The organism is Sporosarcina cascadiensis (assembly GCF_009650995.1).
GTDB classification, from domain to species: Bacteria; Bacillota; Bacilli; order Bacillales_A; family Planococcaceae; genus Sporosarcina; species Sporosarcina cascadiensis.
Genome location: NZ_WHVV01000015.1, coordinates 1 through 19,275 on the forward strand (window position 1 = coordinate 1; position 19,275 = coordinate 19,275).

The window sequence follows — 19,275 nt, forward strand, 5'->3', positions numbered from 1 at the left end:
TTTTTATTTAGTCACAAAAAGTTTAATGGGATAAATATACATCTATGTTTTTATGTGTATTTCATGCAACGCTAGTGAGTGGTTCCTGTGCGAGAAACATTCATGATTGTTTGAACTAACATGACTATTTGAACTTTCACGTTTGTTTCGCACACAGGAACCGATCACTATTCCCCGGCTACCTATATTTGATGCATCACCATCTCTCCCACCCATGCATGCCCGACGTATGCGGGATATTCCGCAATGCGTTTCTTGCGCTCAAATAGGAACTCTTCTGTCCCGTTCTCAGCCGAAGCCATCACTTTCGATAAGAGGCGACCGGCGTTTATGATGTTGACGTTGTTTTCGCCAAATTTCTCTCCATGCAGCCTGAATACGTCCAACGAATGTTCGGCGAAGTAGAAAGCGAACCAGTCTTTTGTCTGAGTCTTGATGGCATAAAGCTTAATTCTGCCGATGCCCAATAGATTGGTTTTGTGCAGGTGGAGAACCGCCGCGTCGTCAGATTTCACCTTCTTCAGTTTTTCCACACTGTCATTCACTCCAATGATCCCGTTTGTGAGTGCCCAGTAGATGTTGTGCGCTACAAGACTCATATCCATTTCTACCGCAAATTCAAAAAACTCTCCGACTGTGATTTCCATTACGCTCCACTCCCTTTACATTTTTTCTGTTCGATATCACACAGTTCGCCAGTTTCCTTGATGTAGGTCACAGTGACTCTGCCAGTCGGACCGTTCCGGTGCTTAGTGATTTCAATCTCCAGTTCATCTGTCGGTGTCGATCTTTTATGGTAATAATCGTCTCTGTAGAGGAACGCCGCAACGTCTGCGTCCTGTTCGATATTTCCCGAATCACGCAGATCACTCATAAGCGGACGCTTGTCCTGGCGCTGTTCGACTGCCCTCGATAATTGCGACAGTACGACGACTGGGCAATTGAATTCCTTGGCCATATTCTTTAGATCTGCACTGATTTGGCCGATACTCTGCATTTGGTTGCCTGGATTCCCGTCTGGCCGGATAATCTGCAAGTAGTCAATAAAGATGATGGGATGTTTATCCGAATTTTCTTTAATGATTTTTCTGGCTGTCGCTTTAATCTGGCTTACTTTCAAGGCGCTTCTGTCATCGATATGGATATTTGACTCATCCAGCCGGTGCATTGCGGTGCCCCAATCCTCTTTTTGCTTGTCAGTAAAATGCCGGTAGGGATTCCTCATACGCAACCGGCTGTATCCTGCCGTTGCGGCGATCAGCCTGTCTATCATCGACTTCCTGCTCATCTCAAGCGAGAAGATGATCGGCAGATGACCGGCCCAGCCTGCATTCAATGAGAAATGGTTCAGTGTGTCCGTCTTTCCCATCGATGGTCTGGCTGCTACGACGATGAATTCGCTGTCTTGAAATCCATTCAGTATCCCATCCAAGACAGCGAGCCCTGTCGTTGTACCGATATTTTCATCCAGCGGTTCGAATGGTCTTTCATATTGCTTGATCAATTCGTTCTTCAACGATGTTTCCATGCTTGCAGTGTTGTCATCCTGTAAGGAATCGAATGACTGCTGGATTTCGGGTATGGACCAGTTATCGTGCTGCGCCAATTGCAGCAGTCTGGCTTTCTCGATTTCCTGCCATTTATTGACGATGATTTCTTTATATTCATCAAAACGGGCAGGATGGGCAAAATTCTTGAGTTCCGCCAGATAATTCGCTCCTCCGAGTCTTGCGGGTTCCCGGATTGTCAGGAGGGTGATGTAGTCGGCCACTTTATTCATGCCGGCAAGTTCTCGCATCGCACTGAAAATTATTCGATGGATATGGGATTGGAAATACTCTGCCTGCATTCCGCTGTCCAATATGAAATGATTCTCCTTTAACATACTTCCGATTACACTTTTCTCAGCTAATTCACTGCTCATTCATCTCTCCCCTTTCATGAAATCCAGCACGAACGGCTGGATTTCCTCTTCCTCTTCTTGCAGAGGTTCCGTTTCATTCACATAATTCTCGAAGTTCTTTGCGTTGAATAAAGTGGAAGGACGCAAGTAGTTACGGAATTTCTCATCCTGCAGCCATTGGTCTGTCTTCAAATCGATGACTTGTTGGATGTCCTCGACTGAATAGCCTTCATTCAGCCGTGCATTGAGCAGTCTTACGGTCGCTGATGCATTTGCTTTGAATTGTTTGCCTGTTTTCTCGTTGAGGTGGCTGATAATTAAGGTGATCTCGTCGTGGTGCAACCCGACAAGTTCTTTTTTAATATTCTTACGTTTTTTAAGTAATGGTTTGTCCAGAATGGCCAACTCTGTCTGTACATTTTGGACAGATGCAACTGGTCGTTCCGGACACTGCCCCTGATTGCCAAAGGCAGTGCTGACGGTAGAATAGTCGATGCGGTACCATTTGGTGTTGTCAGCTTTCATCCGGTTGTGTTCGGAAGTCGAAATTAGATAGCCTTTCTCCTCAAGATTTCGTATTATGCGCCGTATTGTTCTGACGGACCAGAAAGGAAATTCTTCTGCCCATTCCTCATACGTTTTGGAAACCCATTTCTCTCCGTTTGAGCCTTTGCGGGAAATCAGTGAGCGGAAATGCAGTTGCTGCAGCAGCACTGCTTCGTTGAGCCCCGCCTGTTTCACGAGCGACGGCAGGATAATCATCGGTGATTCATTGATCAGTAAATTCATTGGGGTGGACCTCCCGATTCTTTTTGGTGTAAGGGGCTGTTTGTGCCTCTTGCACGCTATATAGAGGGATTTTGCGGAAAGGATACAGGAGGGGTCAAAAAAACTTTCGCGATTCTATCCGTGTATCCTTTTCCGGCCCACTGTCTATATAGGGGGAAAAGGAGTGGACGACAATATGCAAATGAAAAATTATTTAGAGGGCCATACGGAATTCAGGAACAGGGAAGAAATGGAGCTTGCAGCGAGAGAACATGTGAAGAGGAATTGGCAGAAATTGAACAGGACGGATCGGGAGGTGTTCGAATTGATTTGTTCGCATTCGGAGACGTATTTGGCGGTGCATTTGACGCAGCGGGAGATGGAAGAGGAGTTGGATGTATCGAATTCCACGGTCCGGCGAGTGATGAGGAAGTTGATAGAACTTGGGATGATCAAGCGGGTGCCGTTCACCCAGCCGGATACACAGGGGCCCGGGGCTAATATTTATGTGATTTTGCCTGTTGGGGAATGAAACTGACAGATAACATTGCAAAAAGCGTTGAGAGGAAGGTTTGATCCTCCAGCTTTTTCGATGTGCAAGCGTCTAACTCTCGGAAATGGACGTTAATCCCAATAATAGTTATTCCTGTTTTCTTCCCTGCTTCTTCATTATAGGTCTGTACATTTGGATAATTAAGAAGACGGGATAACCCGCTCAATACCTTCTTCTAATATTTTAAGTTGATATTGGAAATTTGCGACGCCGTCCGTGTGTTCAATATCATTTTCGGAAGAATCTACTCCTTCAAAAATTAAAAGCTGTGTCTGTTCAGGTCCTATTGTTCCTTCCTACGTATGGGATAAAAATAGGTATATCCGTTTCCTATTGAACTATTGCAGCTACTTACGGTGATCATGCGATCTGGTCAATTCACAGGCCGCTATGTATACCACTGCTATATCCTGAAACATGAAGATTATGATATATTGCAGCCCTTTAAAGTGGTGGAAGACTATCGTAAAAAAAATAGATTCCGCCCGCCTTGCGAGAAATGCAAAAGGGCGTGTACCTCCCCGAAGGAACAACATAAAGACGAAGCTTCTCATACTCTTTACTCGAGGAATCCACCCAATCAAAAAATGCCTGGAATATCTTCTCAGCGTTGAGATTATACGTTGTAAATGTGAATAGGACTATACGGTGGTTTGAATGGTTACATGACCTCGCTGTTGTCCGTGCTATTTTTCCAGCTGAATTGTCATTTGTCAGTAACGGTGATTGTTGATTTAGCAACGGTGATATGTGTTTGGGGTAATACGGGCAGCAGCGTTGTCCCTGCACTGCCCTCGAATTGTAAAATATACTTCAAAAACCCCCATGAAAAATTCATAGGGGTTTCTATCTTCTTTTAATTTGATGGCGCCAAGCCAATAGCCGCATTTAAAGCAGATTTCAAGGAATCCTCTTTTGCGATGTTTTTACCTGCGATGTCGAAGGCAGTTCCGTGGTCTACGCTGGTTCGAATAATTGGCAGGCCGACCGTAATATTGACGCCGTCCTCAATCCCCAGCACTTTAATCGGTCCATGGCCCTGATCATGGTATTGCGCTACGACAATATCAAAGTCGCCACGACGCGCTCGGAAGAATAGAGTGTCTGCAGGCAATGGTCCTTCCACATTGATACCCGCCTCTTTGGCTTTTTTAACTGCTGGTACAATCTTTTCTTCCTCTTCCCCGTAACCGAACAGCCCGTTTTCACCGGCATGCGGGTTAATGCCGCATACACCAATCCGAGGATTTTTAATGCCAGCCTTCTTCAATGTTTCGTCAGCCAGGCGAATTACCGCTTCCTGTCTTTCAGGATCAATTTTATTGATAGCATCGATAAGTCCCATATGTGTGGTCACATGAATGACCCGTAGTCCCGGTGCTGTCAGCATCATAGCGTAATCTGAGGTTCCGGTAAGTTCTGCAAGTATTTCGGTATGTCCGGGATAAATATGCCCTGCTTTATGAAGAGCTTCTTTGTTCAGCGGCGCTGTACAGATTCCCTGGATTTCATGATTGTTTGCCAGTTCGATGGCTGCCTTCAGATACTCAAAGGCGGCATCTCCAGCTTCCGCAGTAACTTTCCCCCATTCAATAGTTTCAGAGACCTTATTTAAATCAAGAAGATCAATGGACCCGAATTCAAACTTAGCATCTTTCACCGAGGCTACAGTATGGATCTCCAGCTTAGAATCTGTAACATGCTTCGCCTTTTCTAAAACTGTCCTGTCCCCTATTACTATAGGTCGACATTTAGTGTATATTTCAGGATCCATTAAACTTTTGACAATGATTTCTGGTCCTACTCCTGAAGGGTCTCCCATCGTAATCGCAATTACAGGTATTCCCATATTTTTCGACCTCCTCATTCCTCTCTCCAGATGATTTAATCATTCATTAGCAAGTTCGGTAAGAACGTTGCAAGCTGTGGAATAAAAATGATAAACAAAATGGAGATGAGATAGATGAATACAAAAATTAATATATGTTTCATCATTTTCAGCATATTAGTACCGGCAATTTTAGATGCCAACAGGCTTGATAAGCCATAAGGTGGTGTTACTGTACCTAAACGAATAGCCATAACAGTGACGATACCTGTGACAATCGGGTCTACTCCCAAACCATGCATGACTGGTAGTAATAGCGGTACAAAAATCAGCATAGCTGAGTTAGGTTCCATGAACGTCCCTAAGATGACATACAGCAATGTTAGCATCAGTAAAAAAGCAGTCGGTGAAAAGTTATTTTCCAATAGAATATTGACAATTGGATCCATTGCTTCATAGTATGCCAGAACCCAAGAAAGCAATGCTGCAGCTGCAATCAAAATATAAATGACTGCCGAATCCATTGTTGCCCGTTTGGAAACTTCATAATAGCTCTTCCAGTTGCGCTGCTTCTTAATAAAGAAAGCAACGAATAATACATACATAACGGCGATGGCTGCCGCTTCTGTAGCGGTGAATATTCCACCCATGATTCCACCGATGACGACCAGGAATAAGCTAATTGGGAAAATACTCTTTTTTAGAGCAGTAACCTTGGAGAGTTCTTCTCCTTCTTCCAGGCCTATTAATTCATTTTCAATATCTCCAACATTGTTCTTTACTGCATAGTAATAGGCGTATACCATCTGTGTTAGACCGATCAAAATGCCTGGTACGATTCCAGCAATAAATAAAGCTGCAACCGATGTTTGTGCCAATGCGCCATAAACAATAAGTAAAATACTTGGAGGTATAATGGAACCAATCGTAGAAGAAGCGGCAGTTACAGTCGCCGCAAATTCACGGCTGTACCCTGCCTTTATCATTGCCGGGATAAGAAGCCGACCCATTGAAGCCACGTCTGCTACGGAAGAACCTGAAATGGCACCGAAGAAAATACTTGTCACAATGTTCATATGTGCCAGGCTTCCTTTAAGTTTTCCTACCAATGCCTTCGAGATGTAAATTAAATCATCTGTGACGCCTGTCAAGTTCATCAGCGACCCACAAAGTATAAAAAGCGGAATCGCCAGTAATGTGAAACTAGAAAACGATTCAATCATCACCGAACTTGCCTGTGTTAAACTGACTAACGGTTCAAACAATAGAGGAATAGAGGATGATATGATGATACTGAAAACAACAGGCACACCAAGAAATAAACATATAACGAATACTGATACTATAAAGAGAAGGATCATTTATCATTCACCTCTTTTGTGCCTTTTCTAAAGAACTGTTTAAGATTAAGTACTTGAAAATAAACCATAAAGATTGTTCCTACCAAGAATGCCGAGTAGTAATAAGTCAACGATGGTCTTTCAGATAAGAAACGAATGGGCACTAATTCTTTTCTTGTTAATCCCGCTTTGAAGGCCGCAATTCCGATAAATAAAAGGATAATCACTGCTGCGAAAGTCAGGACGTAGACAATAATATCCCTTACTTTTGCGACACGATCGCTTAAGTATTCCGTAAAAATATCAATTTCCAAATGTTCTTTATCCTTTATCGCCAGTGCAGAACCCATAAAGACTAACCACATGATACAAAATTTCCTGATCGGTTCAATTTCAGGTATGGACACTAAGAAGACGTATCTGGCTAATACTCCAGTAAAAAGAGACAGAGCCAATAAAAATATTGCGATGATGCTAATGGTCTGGGCAATATTTACCATGATAGTATTAATTTTTTTCAGCATGTCATCCCTTCAATCATTTATAAATTTTTAATTATACCTTGTGCACCCAAAAAGATAACACTGTCAATCTGAACAACTGTTAGAAGTAATCCAGATTGACTGTGTAATAAAACTCATTCAAAAATATCGTTCACTACATCCTCTGCTCCAAGTTCTTTTGCTCTCTCCGTCATCTGGTCACGGGAAATTTTAATGAACTCTTCCTTGTCGGGCTCTGTGAATGTTAAGCCAAACTCAGTTTCCAATTTTTCCTTATACTCGTCTGCTTCATCAAATGCAATCTCTGTGTATTCAGACTGAACGCGGTCTGATGCTGCGGCAATCGCCTGTTTATGTTCATCAGACAGATTATTATACCGGTCACCATTCATCGCTACGAAACCTAATGTTAGAATATGCTGTGTACGTGCGACATATTTTCCAACCTCACCGAAACGATTCTCAATCATGGAATCTAGACTGTTCTGCGTACCTTCAACAACTCCGGTTTGAATTGCTGAATATACTTCACTCAAATCGATATTCTGTGGGCTGGCCCCGAGGCGCTGCCACCATTCCATCTCAGTTGCAGATCCGCCGCTCCGCATGCTTTTGCCCTTTAGATCACCGACAGACTCAACAGGGAATGTACTAAGAATATTTCTTTCAAGTCCTCCTGCATACATGACTGTTTCCAAGCCTGGATTTTCACGAAGTAAGTCCTCGAAATATGACAACCGGTCACTTTCATTTACAATCGAGTTAAAATGCTCCCGGTCTTTGAACAGATAGTTACTGGACAAAACATCAAATATAGGCTGATGTTCAGAAAACCATCCTGTATCTGTGTAAATCATATCGATATCACCGGAGATTACAGATTGATAAATACTGGAGGCATCTCCGACACGCCCGCCTGTATGGACAGTAACTTCAATTTCACCATTACTTTCTTCGTTTATTGCATCAGCGAAAGCAATTAATGCTTTACCCAGTAGAGATTCAGCCGGGTTGATTGTAGCAGCCACCAATTTGACTTTATCCCCACTAGCTCCAGAACTTGAATCTTTGCTACTGGCTTCTTTATCTCCGCCACAAGCAGCCAGTAGTCCAACAACTCCCAACATTAACATTAAAGTGTGTAACTTTTTTCGCATAAAAAACCCTCCCCATTCTATTTTTTATGTTATTTTCCAAACGCTGTGTTGAATATGATTTCTTAAAAAAGTAAAGCTCGTGTGTAACAGTCCATTTTCGTCAAGAAGGATGGATGGATAAGAAAACTCTGGATAATCAACTTCAGATGAAACGGAATCCTCATCAGCTACTGTCACTACTTCTCTCCAGGTTGCTCCTTCATCTGAAGACCGTGCTACTTTTAGCGGACTCCTGACGACACCCCAAGTTGCGCTTTTTAGTGTTTCCAGATTCAAACCATCCATGTCAGCTTTGTCAAACCAAGGCGGTCGGTTTTCTTTCGGCGGTGCCATTTCAGCATTAATGTGGTTATAGATAAGAAAGATATCGCCGTTTTTAGCAACAGTCGCCTGTACGGATGCATTATTATTCGGCAATTCTGTCTGCATTGGAGCAGTCCAGGTTTTACCTTCGTCAGCAGAAGTGGATATATAGACCGAATCAGCTCTCCTGCTTCTAAAGAAAGCAACCAAACGATTGTTAACGCTTACAATGGACATGTGTACCAATCCTTTACTTTGAAGCACTTCATATTCTTCCCACGTTTCACCATTATCTTTACTAACCTTTACAACACTGTAGTCGTCGCCTAGAAAACCGTTTGATGATTTCTTGCTGTAGTAAGCCGGCAGAATGATTGTTTGATCCTGCAGGATTACCGGAGGATTCCTCACAAACGACCCCGGTGTATCGAACAGGACAGAAGGGTCAGTCCACGTTTTACCGTTATCCTTTGACTTTCGGACATATACAATGGCCGAGTCTTGGTGAATATCAATCTGCGCTGTATAAATCAGCCATAACTCGTCGACAGGTGTGACAAACAGAATCGGATTCTGTTCTGATCTTTCCAAGTCACCTTTTAATACAACCGGCTCTTCCCATTCTTGTTTGCCCTTATATAATCTGGAACATAAAATGGAAACATCCGCTTTTCCTTCCCTGCTTCCGCCAAACCAGCAGCATAGTAGATCTCCGTTACTAAGCTGAAGCAAGTTAGATGCATGGTTATGAGAAAATGGCGTTGGAATTTTTGTTGTTGAAACCTGTACTGTATCCATCTTGAAACATCTCTCCTTTTAATTCATATAAGTACCGCCGTTTACATTCAGCGTCTCACCAGTTACATAGTCTGATAACGAGGAAGCAAAGAATAAAATAGTTCTCGCTACTTCTTGCGGTGTACCAAGTTTTTTAAAAGGCATCCCCTCCAAAACTTTCATTCTGTATTCTGGACTCCACTGCCTGGTCATATCTGTTTCCACCGGACCCGGGCAAATCGCGTTTACGTAGATATTATCCTTTGCATATTCAGATGCCAGATGCATTGTTAAATAATTAACGCCTGCTTTCGAAGCCCCATAAGAGGGAGCCGCATTTTGATGAGGTGTCTTGGATGCCTTCGAACTAACATTCACGATTTTCCCCCGCTTTTGTGTAACCATGAATGGGAGCACCTCCTTGCAAAAATAAAACACGCTGTTTAGATTAACGTCGATTACTTGCTGCCAGTCTTCAAGTGTCGTGTCAGCAGTTGAACTGCGACTGTTCATCCCTGCATTATTTACTAAAATGTCAATCCGGCCAAAAAAATCGATTGCTGTCTGTACTGCCCGCTTAGCCGTCTGCGGGTCTTTTGCATCCCCTACCACTACAACCGCCCGTCTCCCAAGTTCGTTGATTATTCTTTCCTTTACGGCATATAAACGCATTTCATCTCTGCCATTGAGCACCACATCCGCGCCGGCAGCTGCCAAAGTATAGGCTGTTTGTTCTCCAATTCCCCGTGAAGCTCCTGTGATAATTGCTGTCTGATTTTCTAAAAGCCGCTCTGTTATTTCCCCTGTCGTCAAGAAAATCCACCTGCCTATAATCTATTAAGAACTTTTATCATTACTTCTTCTGTCCCAAAATTCCCGGCTTTTGTGATGACTCTCATTTCTTCTTCCGAATCCACTTTACAAACAGGTACACCCGGTTCCAGTTCATCCAAAAGGGTTAAACAATTAATGTCCATGTATTTCATCACTTTCTGCGCTGTCTCTCCCCCTGTAAGGAACAGAGTGGAAATGGGAAAACGAGATAGAATACGTTGAGCCTGCATGCCTAGATTATCCGCGATAAGTTCTCCGACAGCAGACATACTTTTTCCATTTGTATCACAGAATGCCTGACTCTTCTCTCGGTCGGGCGATGAAAATAATACAATATGCCGTTCATTCGCAAGTTCATTAGTAACCTTTGTTAAAATCCACCCTTCTTCTGCCTGTTCATCTGAAAAATAATCAATCTCTATTGCAGATACTTCGTTTTGCTGAAGCAGTTTTTCAAGCTGCCTGCGACCCAGTGTGCTTACACTCCCTATAATAAACAGCTTGGATCCACTTCTCCTTTCAACTGGAGGAGAATGCGGTATTTTCTCGTATCCAAGCGCCTTAGGAAGATGGCTCAGTAACCCCGCAGATCCTACACAGAAATATGAATAAGGCTGATATTGGATTAAACTTGCAATCATCTCAAGATCCTGCTCGGAAACGCTGTCGAAGGTAATATAATTAATGCCTTTATTTTTCATTTGATCTAACATGGCCACAAATGCATCTTCACCATCCTGCAGACTATCTGCGTATATATGGTGGATCGGTTGTTGGGATTGCTTAGAAATCAACTCCGTAATATTAGAGCTGAGGATCGGATGTGTCGGATCTGCTGATACTTCTGTTTCCTGCAGGATTTTACGATTCAGCATATGATATCCGTTAATGATCTGCCGACCGTTTGCAGGATGCCCCGGAACAATGAATACAAAGTCAGGCCTAATATAGTCATAAATGGCATCTATTTCTGCGCCGATGTTGCCTCGCATGGTTGAATCAATTTTCTTGTAAAGGAGTGTCTCTCTTCCCTTCACCTTACTTCTTTCCAACAGTTCAGATACTGTCTGATAGGCCGCTTTCGGTTCCATCGGGCGTGTATCTGTGTTTATAACAATACTGTCCGACGTATCATCAGTTAAAAACGATTCCAACATAACAGATGGTTGAATCCCATAGGGGACCAGCTGTATTCCTGTATCACAGGCCCCTGTTAAATCGTCTGCTATGATTGTAAAATTCATGCTGTATACCTGCCTCAAAGTAATTTTTTATATAAATTTTCAATCTCCAGTACTGTCAGTGATTTCGGGTTGTTGTCCAACAGTCGTTTGATTTTTATTGCCGCTTCAGCCAGGTGGGTAATATCGCCATCTGTTACACCAAACTCTTTTAGATCCTGTGGAATATTCAATACACGGATCCATTCTTCGATTTGTGCGATTATTTTATCCGCAGTCTGTTCAAGCGTATCGCCTTCCTCATGGATGGACATGGCTTTTGCCACTGCAGGCAGACGCTCCATCATGGAATCCAGGTTAAAGGAAGTCACATGAGGCAGCAGCATAGAGTTGGCTACGCCATGCGGGATGTTGAATTTACCTCCAAGCGGATATGCTAATGCATGGACCGCTGCTGTTCCTGCACTGGTCAGGGCCATTCCGCCATACATGGATCCCATCAGCATTTTCTCTCTCGCTTCAATTGACGAGCCATTTTCATACGATTCTACGATGCTATCACTGATCAACCGGATTGATTCCAAAGCGAAGACATCGCTGAACATATTCGCTTTATTGGAAATATACGATTCAAATGCATGCGTGAAAGCATCCATCCCGGTCGCAGCTGTAAACGGTTTTGGTAATCCGGTAGTCAGAGATGGATCTAAAATAACCAGAGCGGGCAGGAAAAATCTGCTGACGATACCGACCTTCAGCTCTTGGTCAGGAATTGTCACTATTGCATTTGGGGTAACTTCCGACCCTGTTCCCGCTGTAGTCGGAACCATAGCAGTCGGTATACCCTCCACTGTTGCCTGCTGTCCATCCAGAAGCTGTTGAACTGTCACATTATTTGTGTGAAGCACTGATAACAGCTTCGCGGCATCTAGGACACTGCCCCCACCTACTGCAACAATATAATCAAAGGATTCCGATGCATATTCATCAGCTAAAGCTTGAATACTTTTCACAGTCGGTTCTGGGAGAATGGATGAAATAGTTATTGCCCGAATTCCTTCCTGTTCCAGTTGCTTATAGACTGAGTCCAGGAGACCCAGTTCGATTAGTCCTACCTGAGAAACCACAAGAACCGTGGATAAATCTGTTACACGTTCTTTCAATAATTCTGCCAGTTTTTCAATAGATTGATTGCCGCCAACTAAGTAGTCGGCTGTCTGAAATTGATACAATGATGTCATATGCCCCAACCTCTTTCCTTGTATTGATCTAAAGTGTTCTGGATTTCCTTAGTTAATGATAATTCCGCTTCCATGACAGGAGCTCTTGGTGGTCCGACCGGCACTCCCTGAAGCTCAAGCATTTTCTTATATACTGCCGGAACTGTGGCTTTTGTCGAGAGATTACGAATATCGCGCAGAGCTTCTTGCGCCTGCATCGCCTTTATATGGTCATCCTTTTTCCAGTTATCATAGATAGATAGCGCTATATCCGGGAAAACATTTGCAGTAGCGGCAACTGCGCCGCTTCCGCCGGCAAGCAATGTCCAATAAATCAATGAATCTGTTCCTGACATTACAGTGAAGTCATCGTCGGTCAGGTTAATATATTGAAGGATGTTATCAAAGTTACCGCTGCTGTCTTTGACTCCTTTGATGGAAGGAACTTTTGATAAATGCTTTACTGTATCCGGTGAAAGCGATACACCTGTACGTGAAGGTATGTTGTATAAGATAATCGGCAGATTCGTTCCTTCAGCAATTTTTTCATAATGCGCTATAAGTTCCTGCTGGGAAGGTGGATCGAAGTATGGAGTAATGATAGACAGTACATCTGCTCCAACGTCTTCCATCCGTTTTGAAAGCTCGATTACCTCTCTTGTGCTGTTTCCCCCGGTTCCGACAGCTACCGGCACCTGACCATTCACTTCATCTACGATAATTGAAGCAAGCTTCACCTTTTCGTCCTGGCTGAGTGTAAAGAATTCTCCGTTCGTTCCTAATGTAAATAAACCGTGGACGCCTTTGTCTACAAGTCTTCTAACTAGCTGCCTTGTGACATTTTCATTAATTTCATGAGTTTCCGTTAAAGGCGTTAATAGTGCTGGTACAATACCACTTAGCATTCCGTCACTCCTTATACGTTTTCATTTTTCTTATTATTGTAATTATAAGTACAATAGTTTTAATTTACAACTAGTTATTAGAAAATATAATTTATTTTTATTTTATTGTTTCATTTTGAAGCACTTCGTATATTTTTTTCTCTTATAAAAAGGAAAAACCGCCAAAATGACGTTTATTCCAAAGGAATATTGTCATTTAGACGGTTAGCTTATTGATTCAATTTACGCCATAAAGTAGACCTGGTGATACCTAACCTGCTTGCAGTTCGAGTCTGATTACCATTCTCCTGTTCCAGCACAATCTTGATGATGTCGTTTTCCATCTGGGCCAACGGCTGGTCCAGGGAAATAGTTTTATTTCCTGCTGTTCTGGCTTGCAGACAATGCTCCACCTCTTCTATAAATTGCCCTTCTGTTTGGTGAACCAGCTCTTTAATTATTTCTCTAAGTTCGATAAAGTTACGCTCCCACGCATGTTCTTTCAACTTTTCCAATGCCTGTGCCTGCATGCCAACTATTTGCTTTCCGCTTTTTTCGTTGTAGTACAAAATAAATGTATTAATTGCCTGCTCCAGTGATTCACTCTGGTCGCGTAATGGCGGGAAAAAGATAGTCAATCCGGTTAATTCATCTGCTAGATACCGGTCAATGAGTGGATCCTTCTGTAATTCATATTCCGGGCCGCCTGAAAAAGACAGAAAAAGCTGAGATTCGATTTGTTGAATTATCTCGCTCAGCTTCCTCTGCTGACTGGGCGTAGTCATCTGTAATCCTTTAATATGAACGAATGTATGGACAGGAATTTTTTTCAAAAGCTCTAGCAACCGATTAAAAGAAGCAATTTCAGGACGGGAAAGAGCAATTTCCATAATACCACCTGCCCGGATTGCCGCTTCATTTCTCTCATACAGGGAATGAACAAACATTCTTTTGCCTGTCCCTAATTCACCGATTAATACAACTGGCTTTTTATCCTTGAGTTGTGGCTCCACAACCTGGTATCCATTTTGAAATGCTGTATTCTCCAGCAAATAATAAGGAACGGTATCCATGAAATCACTGGAATACGTACATGTGATCCCCCTTTCCTCAGTGTTCTTCTCATTACTCACCTCAATATAGATAAGCGGTTCACCATCATATGAACGAATTCTCCCCGTATTAAATGACAAAACATCATCAAATTGAGTTATGGCCAACTGAAACTTCAACGGACTGTTTGCATCTAACTCTTCCACAATCGTGTGAAGGAACGGCAAGTGCTTAAATAAATCGTCTCCCGTTTTTACGGAGAGCTCGATTACTTTCGTGAAAGCAGTATTTTTATAGACGAGTGTTCCGTCTTCTTCCATAAGACAGATTCCCTTGTGCATACGGTTCAACAGCTGCTCATATAGTGTGTTTTTCGATCGAAACATGTTGATCTCATTATTCATCATCTTAATTTTTTCAAAGGTTTCCAGAACAGACTCTCTTCCCGATGTAATCAATACGCCTTGCATACCTATACCGACAGCCAGCCGAACCGTTATCGCATCGCCTACGACAATTCGTATTCCTTCTTTGGCAAGTTCTTTCAGGGTACCTTCAACATCTTCTTCTTTCTCGATTATATGATAGCGCATGTCCAATTGAATAACGGATGCGACAGTTTCAAAGCTGTTAATAATATTTTTAAAACCAACCATCCCTATTTTTGTATTATAATTTTTCAGTAAGGTTAAAATCCTTAAAATGTCATAACCTGAAATATCGATATTGATAACAGGTGTATCTACATGTTTGCGCAGCAGATTCGCCGTCCCGCCTCTGCTTACAATATAATCAAACTGAACACCATCCCGATCATATTCTTCTATTATGCTTAAACTTTCCTTTAGATCCGCCTGATGCAGCGTAATCTTAAAAGGAGTCAGCTCCCGTTCCATCTCTCTAACAAGGTTTGCTAACCCAGGATACGGTGCAACTACTAATACATTGATCGGCATACAGTTTGCCAACCTCCTCTCGGTTGTTAAGAAAACAGGTAGTCTGCAAGGTAAATAGTTCCTGTTACAGTAAGTGCGCTAAATATAGTGGAGTACAGGACTGTCTCTGCTGCAAAAGCAGGCTCACGGTCGTATTCCTGGGCTAGGACTGCGCTGTTCACGGATGTCGGCATGGCAGATGCAATCAGCATGACCTTCGCCAGCATGCCGTTGAATCCGAATACATAAATAATCAGCAACGCAAGCAGCGGGCCGATCAGCAGCCGGGTGCCTACACTGTAGAATAGCGGAAGGCTCCATTTAGTACGCTTCAGCACCGCTACCTGTGCCCCGAGTGTCAAAAGAGCAATGGTGACCATCCCGTTTGATATATAATTTGCCGGCACCATCAGGGCATCCGGCAATGGAACGGAAAATGTGTTGAATAATACCCCAAGCACGAGGGCGTACAAAACAGGTATTTTTAAATAGCCCAGAATGGAATCACGAAAATTTCTCTTTTCAAAATTCAACGTAAATATTCCGTAAGTAAATATGAGAACATTCTGCAGCGCGACGATTACTATGTGAATTGACATTGCTGTTCCGTCGCCGCGAAATACAAGGTCATTGACCGGAATTCCATAGTTGCCGGCATTGTAATACAGGGCACCATTTGTAATGACCATTCCTTTCTCCGAGGAAACGGGAAAGGTTTTCAATAGAATTTTCACCACGATTAACAGCATGATCGCATATATAATAAAAAATATACTAATCGACATCACAATGTGCGCAGAAAACTCTGCGGTATACATTGTTTTAAAAATGAACGCTGGTACAAATACATAGACGTTCAGCTTAGTAAGTACTTTTACGTCCGCATAAATCATTTTCTGAAATATAAAGCCGACCGCAATCAAGACAAAGATCGGTAGAATAACCTTACTGATGATGAAAAGTAAATATTCCAATAGACACCTCCGATTGCCGGAAATAATGCTTTCTCAGTTTAGTATAGCAACAATCGATTTATTATGTAACACTTATTTATTATTTATAATACATTTGCATGTTCGATTAATTTTGAATCATTTTATTTACTTTTAAATTGCATACCAACATACTTTTATCATCGATATATTCATTAAATTATCTTTAGCATAATAATTAGGTATTAGAGAATCAGGTACCAGGTTACCACACAATTCAAAATTAGGAATCCAAAAGAGCATCGTAAGCAAACAGTTGCCTACTTGCGTTGCTCTTTTGAGTAATTCTCTTTTGTATACTTATACACGAAAGATATTCAGAGTAGTTTCTAAGTTGCGTGGCGCACCGTGCAAAAATTAAACCCTTACCTCCACACTCCCTAAATCTGATGTATCACCATCTCCCCCGCCCATGCATGCCCGACATACGCAGGGTATTCCGCAATGCGTCTCCTGCGTTCGAACAGGAACTCTTCCTCGCCGGTTACTGCGCAGGCAATTACTTTGATCATCAGGCGGTCGACGTTTTGGATGGTTACGTCATATTCGCGAAATTTCTTTTCGTGGAGCCGGAATACGTTTAGGGAATGTTCTGCGAAATAGAAGGCAAATACATCTTTCGTTTTTGTTTTGATGACATAGAGCTTTATGCTGCCGAGGCCCAATACATTCTCTTTTTCGAGCCGGCTGACTTCCTCATTGTCATATGGGATGCTGCATATGGCATTTGCTGGATCGATCAGGTCGCGTGTCATGGCCCAATAGATGTCGTGTGCTACCAGAGGCTTAGATTCGTCTCGATTGCGAATTCGAAAACTTCTGCTACTGTTGATTTCATTATTATCCGCTCCTTTAATGGGTTGTTTATTCGATTTCACTCAGCGTGCCGCTTTCCTTGAAATACGATATTTTAACTCTGCCGGTCGGGCCGTTACGTTTTTTTGCGATGACGATTTCGAGTTCATTGGTCGGGACGGCTTTCGCTTTGTAATAGTCTTCCCTGTAGAGGAATGCGACTACGTCGGCGTCCTGCTCGATATTTCCGGAATCCCGCAAGTCGCTCATGAGCGGGCGTTTGTCCTGACGCTGCTCGACTGCCCGTGACAGCTGCGACAGCACGACGACGGGGCAATTGAATTCCTTGGCCATGTTCTTCAGATCTGCACTGATCTGGCCGATCATCTGGGTTTGGTTGCCCGGATTTCCGTCGGGCCGGATAATCTGCAGATAATCAATGAAGATAACCGGATGTCTGCCGGGATTCTCTTTGATGATCTTTCTGGCCGTTTCTTTGATCTGGCTGACTTTCAACGCACTTCTGTCATCGATATGGATGCTCGACTCGTCCAATTTCATCATCGCTTCAGTCCATTGCTCATTCTGTGTATCAGTGAAATAGAGGTATGGATTGCGCATGCGCAGCCGGCTGTAGCCCCCCGTTGCCGCAATCAGACGGTCGATCATCGATTTCCTGCTCATCTCAAGCGAGAAGATAATCGGCAGATGGCCTGACCAGCCGGCATGCAGGGCGAAATGATTCAGTGTGTCGGTCTTCCCCATCGAGGGTCTTTACTATTCTTAAGTTCTGTAAGTAATGGTTTGTCCAGAATGGCCAACTCTGTCTGTTCATTTTGGACAGCTGCAGCTGGGTGTTCCGGACACTGCCCCTGATTGCCAAAGACCTTACTGATGGCAGAATAATCGATGCGGTACCACTTGGTGTTGTCAGCTTTCATCCGGTTGTATTCGGAAGTCGAAATTAGATAGCCTTTCTCCTCAAGGTTTCGTATTATGCGTCGGCTTGTTCTGACGATCCAGAAAGGAAACTCTTCTGCCCATTCCTCATACGTTTTGGACACCCATTTCTCTCCATTTGAGCCTTTACGGGAAATCAGTGAGCGGAAATGAAGTTGCTGCAGCAGAATTGCTTCATTCAGCCCCACTTGCTGTGCAAGCGACGGCAGGATAATCATCGGTGGATTCTTTGATCAGTAAATTCATTGGATTGTACCTCTCTGTTCTGTTTGATGTAAGGGGCTGTTTATGCCTCTTGCACGCTAATATAGAGGAGTTTTTCCAAAAGGATACAGGAGGGTCAAAAAGCATTTGAAGTAAATGAATACTTTGAAAAGAAGCAGAGGTCTTGTGTTAAAATTGGAAATCAGTAGATGGTTGATCGAACAAGCCAGGCCGGTTGTTTGGAGCCATCACGAAATGAGGTTTTCAAAAATGTTTTATGCTATTATTATTTTTCTTTTAGCCGGTTTAGCTGAAATTGGCGGAGGCTATCTGATCTGGCAGTGGCTGCGGGAGGGTAAATCTGTTGTTTGGGGACTCTTCGGCGGAATCGCTTTAGTTTTATATGGCGTGGTCATTACATTCCAGACATTCCCCTCTTTTGGCAGGGTTTACGCGGCCTACGGAGGAGTTTTTATCTTTCTGTCTGTGCTGTGGGGATGGGGAATTGATAAAAAGACACCTGATTTATATGACTTGATAGGGGCAGGAATCTGCTTGCTTGGTGTTTCCGTGATATTGTTTGCACCGCGTTACTGACAGTGGGAGTTCTTTTTCAATTACGGCCACTTGGTTAAAATTATGAATCTATTTACTAGCCCTTACCGTCTTAATTGCTAAGAACTTTTATTGTAAATGGAGGAATAATTATGTGGTTACTATTAGGACTTATCGCCATAACGGCAACTTGTATAAATCTTTATATGTATGGTTCAGGCAAAGATTATAAATTGGCGATGGCGATGGGATTATCATTTACTGCACTAACAGTCGTTGCAGATTACCGTATGGTGTCAGATTGGGTGAAGGCGGAAGATTGGGCTGCGCTATTAGATGTGGTGCCTACGATGGAAGCAGCGTTATGGATATTGACGATTCTATCGATTTTGTTAAATGTAACTCCTATCCTTTTAGAGTTGAAAAATAAAAAATAAATATTTAATTAATAAGTTCAGAAAGAATATAGCCAATAGGAAACGCTCGTCTAAGCGTTTCTTATTGGCTATTTCTATTATTCACCTTGGATC

Annotated in this window: 20 protein-coding genes; 3 read left to right on the plus strand and 17 right to left on the minus strand. The window is 42.8% G+C overall.

Annotation, left to right across the window (positions count from 1 at the left end):
- Positions 1-182: 182 nt before the first annotated feature.
- The 3 genes from GDZ68_RS14210 to GDZ68_RS14220 are packed head-to-tail and all read right to left on the minus strand — an operon-like array spanning position 183 to position 2,692.
- Entirely contained in the window at positions 183-647 is a 465-nt protein-coding gene (locus GDZ68_RS14210) for a hypothetical protein (RefSeq protein WP_153722973.1), read from the minus strand.
- Complete coding sequence (locus GDZ68_RS14215; RefSeq protein ID WP_153722974.1) at positions 647-1,924, minus strand: replicative DNA helicase; 1,278 nt, start codon at positions 1,922-1,924, stop codon at positions 647-649. Before GDZ68_RS14215 ends, GDZ68_RS14210 begins: the two co-directional genes overlap by 1 nt.
- Positions 1,925-2,692: a conserved phage C-terminal domain-containing protein gene (locus GDZ68_RS14220; protein ID WP_153722975.1), complete on the minus strand. Its 768-nt coding sequence runs from the start codon at positions 2,690-2,692 to the stop codon at positions 1,925-1,927.
- A 163-nt stretch (positions 2,693-2,855) separates the two neighbouring features.
- On the opposite strand from GDZ68_RS14220, the gene GDZ68_RS14225 reads away from it, so the two are divergent.
- Complete coding sequence (locus GDZ68_RS14225) at positions 2,856-3,203, plus strand: winged helix-turn-helix transcriptional regulator (protein ID WP_153722976.1); 348 nt, start codon at positions 2,856-2,858, stop codon at positions 3,201-3,203.
- An 877-nt stretch (positions 3,204-4,080) separates the two neighbouring features.
- Here GDZ68_RS14225 and pdxA read toward each other — a convergent pair.
- The 14 genes from pdxA to GDZ68_RS14300 all read right to left on the minus strand — a co-directional run bounded on the left by pdxA (position 4,081) and on the right by GDZ68_RS14300 (position 18,204).
- Positions 4,081-5,073, minus strand: coding sequence for a 4-hydroxythreonine-4-phosphate dehydrogenase PdxA (gene pdxA / locus GDZ68_RS14230; RefSeq protein ID WP_153722977.1), 993 nt, complete (start codon positions 5,071-5,073; stop codon positions 4,081-4,083).
- Between the two features lie 35 nt (positions 5,074-5,108).
- Positions 5,109-6,413, minus strand: a complete 1,305-nt coding sequence (locus GDZ68_RS14235; RefSeq protein ID WP_153722978.1) for a TRAP transporter large permease — start codon at positions 6,411-6,413, stop codon at positions 5,109-5,111.
- Entirely contained in the window at positions 6,410-6,916 is a 507-nt protein-coding gene (locus tag GDZ68_RS14240) for a TRAP transporter small permease (protein WP_153722979.1), read from the minus strand. Before GDZ68_RS14240 ends, GDZ68_RS14235 begins: the two co-directional genes overlap by 4 nt.
- Positions 6,917-7,029: 113 nt before the next feature.
- Entirely contained in the window at positions 7,030-8,052 is a 1,023-nt protein-coding gene (locus GDZ68_RS14245; protein WP_153722980.1) for a TRAP transporter substrate-binding protein, read from the minus strand.
- 24 nt (positions 8,053-8,076) lie between these two features.
- Complete coding sequence (locus tag GDZ68_RS14250; RefSeq protein ID WP_153722981.1) at positions 8,077-9,153, minus strand: sialidase family protein; 1,077 nt, start codon at positions 9,151-9,153, stop codon at positions 8,077-8,079.
- An 18-nt stretch (positions 9,154-9,171) separates the two neighbouring features.
- The gene (locus GDZ68_RS14255; protein WP_228551122.1) at positions 9,172-9,945 is read right to left on the minus strand and encodes an SDR family NAD(P)-dependent oxidoreductase; all 774 of its coding nucleotides are present in this window, start codon (positions 9,943-9,945) and stop codon (positions 9,172-9,174) included.
- 14 nt (positions 9,946-9,959) lie between these two features.
- Positions 9,960-11,210: a four-carbon acid sugar kinase family protein gene (locus GDZ68_RS14260; protein ID WP_153722982.1), complete on the minus strand. Its 1,251-nt coding sequence runs from the start codon at positions 11,208-11,210 to the stop codon at positions 9,960-9,962.
- 14 nt (positions 11,211-11,224) lie between these two features.
- Entirely contained in the window at positions 11,225-12,388 is a 1,164-nt protein-coding gene (locus GDZ68_RS14265) for an iron-containing alcohol dehydrogenase (protein WP_153722983.1), read from the minus strand.
- Positions 12,385-13,272, minus strand: a complete 888-nt coding sequence (dapA, locus tag GDZ68_RS14270; RefSeq protein WP_153722984.1) for a 4-hydroxy-tetrahydrodipicolinate synthase — start codon at positions 13,270-13,272, stop codon at positions 12,385-12,387. The genes GDZ68_RS14265 and dapA overlap by 4 nt, the downstream gene beginning before the upstream one ends.
- Positions 13,273-13,481: 209 nt before the next feature.
- Complete coding sequence (locus GDZ68_RS14275; RefSeq protein WP_153722985.1) at positions 13,482-15,260, minus strand: sigma-54-dependent Fis family transcriptional regulator; 1,779 nt, start codon at positions 15,258-15,260, stop codon at positions 13,482-13,484.
- A 26-nt stretch (positions 15,261-15,286) separates the two neighbouring features.
- On the minus strand, positions 15,287-16,213 hold the full coding sequence (locus GDZ68_RS14285) for an AEC family transporter (protein WP_153722987.1): 927 nt from the start codon (positions 16,211-16,213) through the stop codon (positions 15,287-15,289).
- Positions 16,214-16,611: 398 nt separating this feature from the next.
- Entirely contained in the window at positions 16,612-17,109 is a 498-nt protein-coding gene (locus tag GDZ68_RS14290) for a hypothetical protein (protein WP_153722988.1), read from the minus strand.
- On the minus strand, positions 17,096-17,791 hold the full coding sequence (locus GDZ68_RS14295) for a DnaB helicase C-terminal domain-containing protein (RefSeq protein WP_153722989.1): 696 nt from the start codon (positions 17,789-17,791) through the stop codon (positions 17,096-17,098). Before GDZ68_RS14295 ends, GDZ68_RS14290 begins: the two co-directional genes overlap by 14 nt.
- Positions 17,770-18,204 (minus strand): hypothetical protein, encoded by a 435-nt coding sequence (locus GDZ68_RS14300; RefSeq protein ID WP_153722990.1) that lies wholly within the window; start codon positions 18,202-18,204, stop codon positions 17,770-17,772. Before GDZ68_RS14300 ends, GDZ68_RS14295 begins: the two co-directional genes overlap by 22 nt.
- A 256-nt stretch (positions 18,205-18,460) precedes the next feature.
- Here GDZ68_RS14300 and GDZ68_RS14305 point away from each other — a divergent pair, with 256 nt between their 5' ends.
- Positions 18,461-18,787: a YnfA family protein gene (locus tag GDZ68_RS14305; protein ID WP_153723052.1), complete on the plus strand. Its 327-nt coding sequence runs from the start codon at positions 18,461-18,463 to the stop codon at positions 18,785-18,787.
- A 110-nt stretch (positions 18,788-18,897) separates the two neighbouring features.
- Positions 18,898-19,182, plus strand: a complete 285-nt coding sequence (locus tag GDZ68_RS14310) for a hypothetical protein (RefSeq protein WP_153722991.1) — start codon at positions 18,898-18,900, stop codon at positions 19,180-19,182.
- The last annotated feature ends 93 nt before the right edge of the window (positions 19,183-19,275 follow it).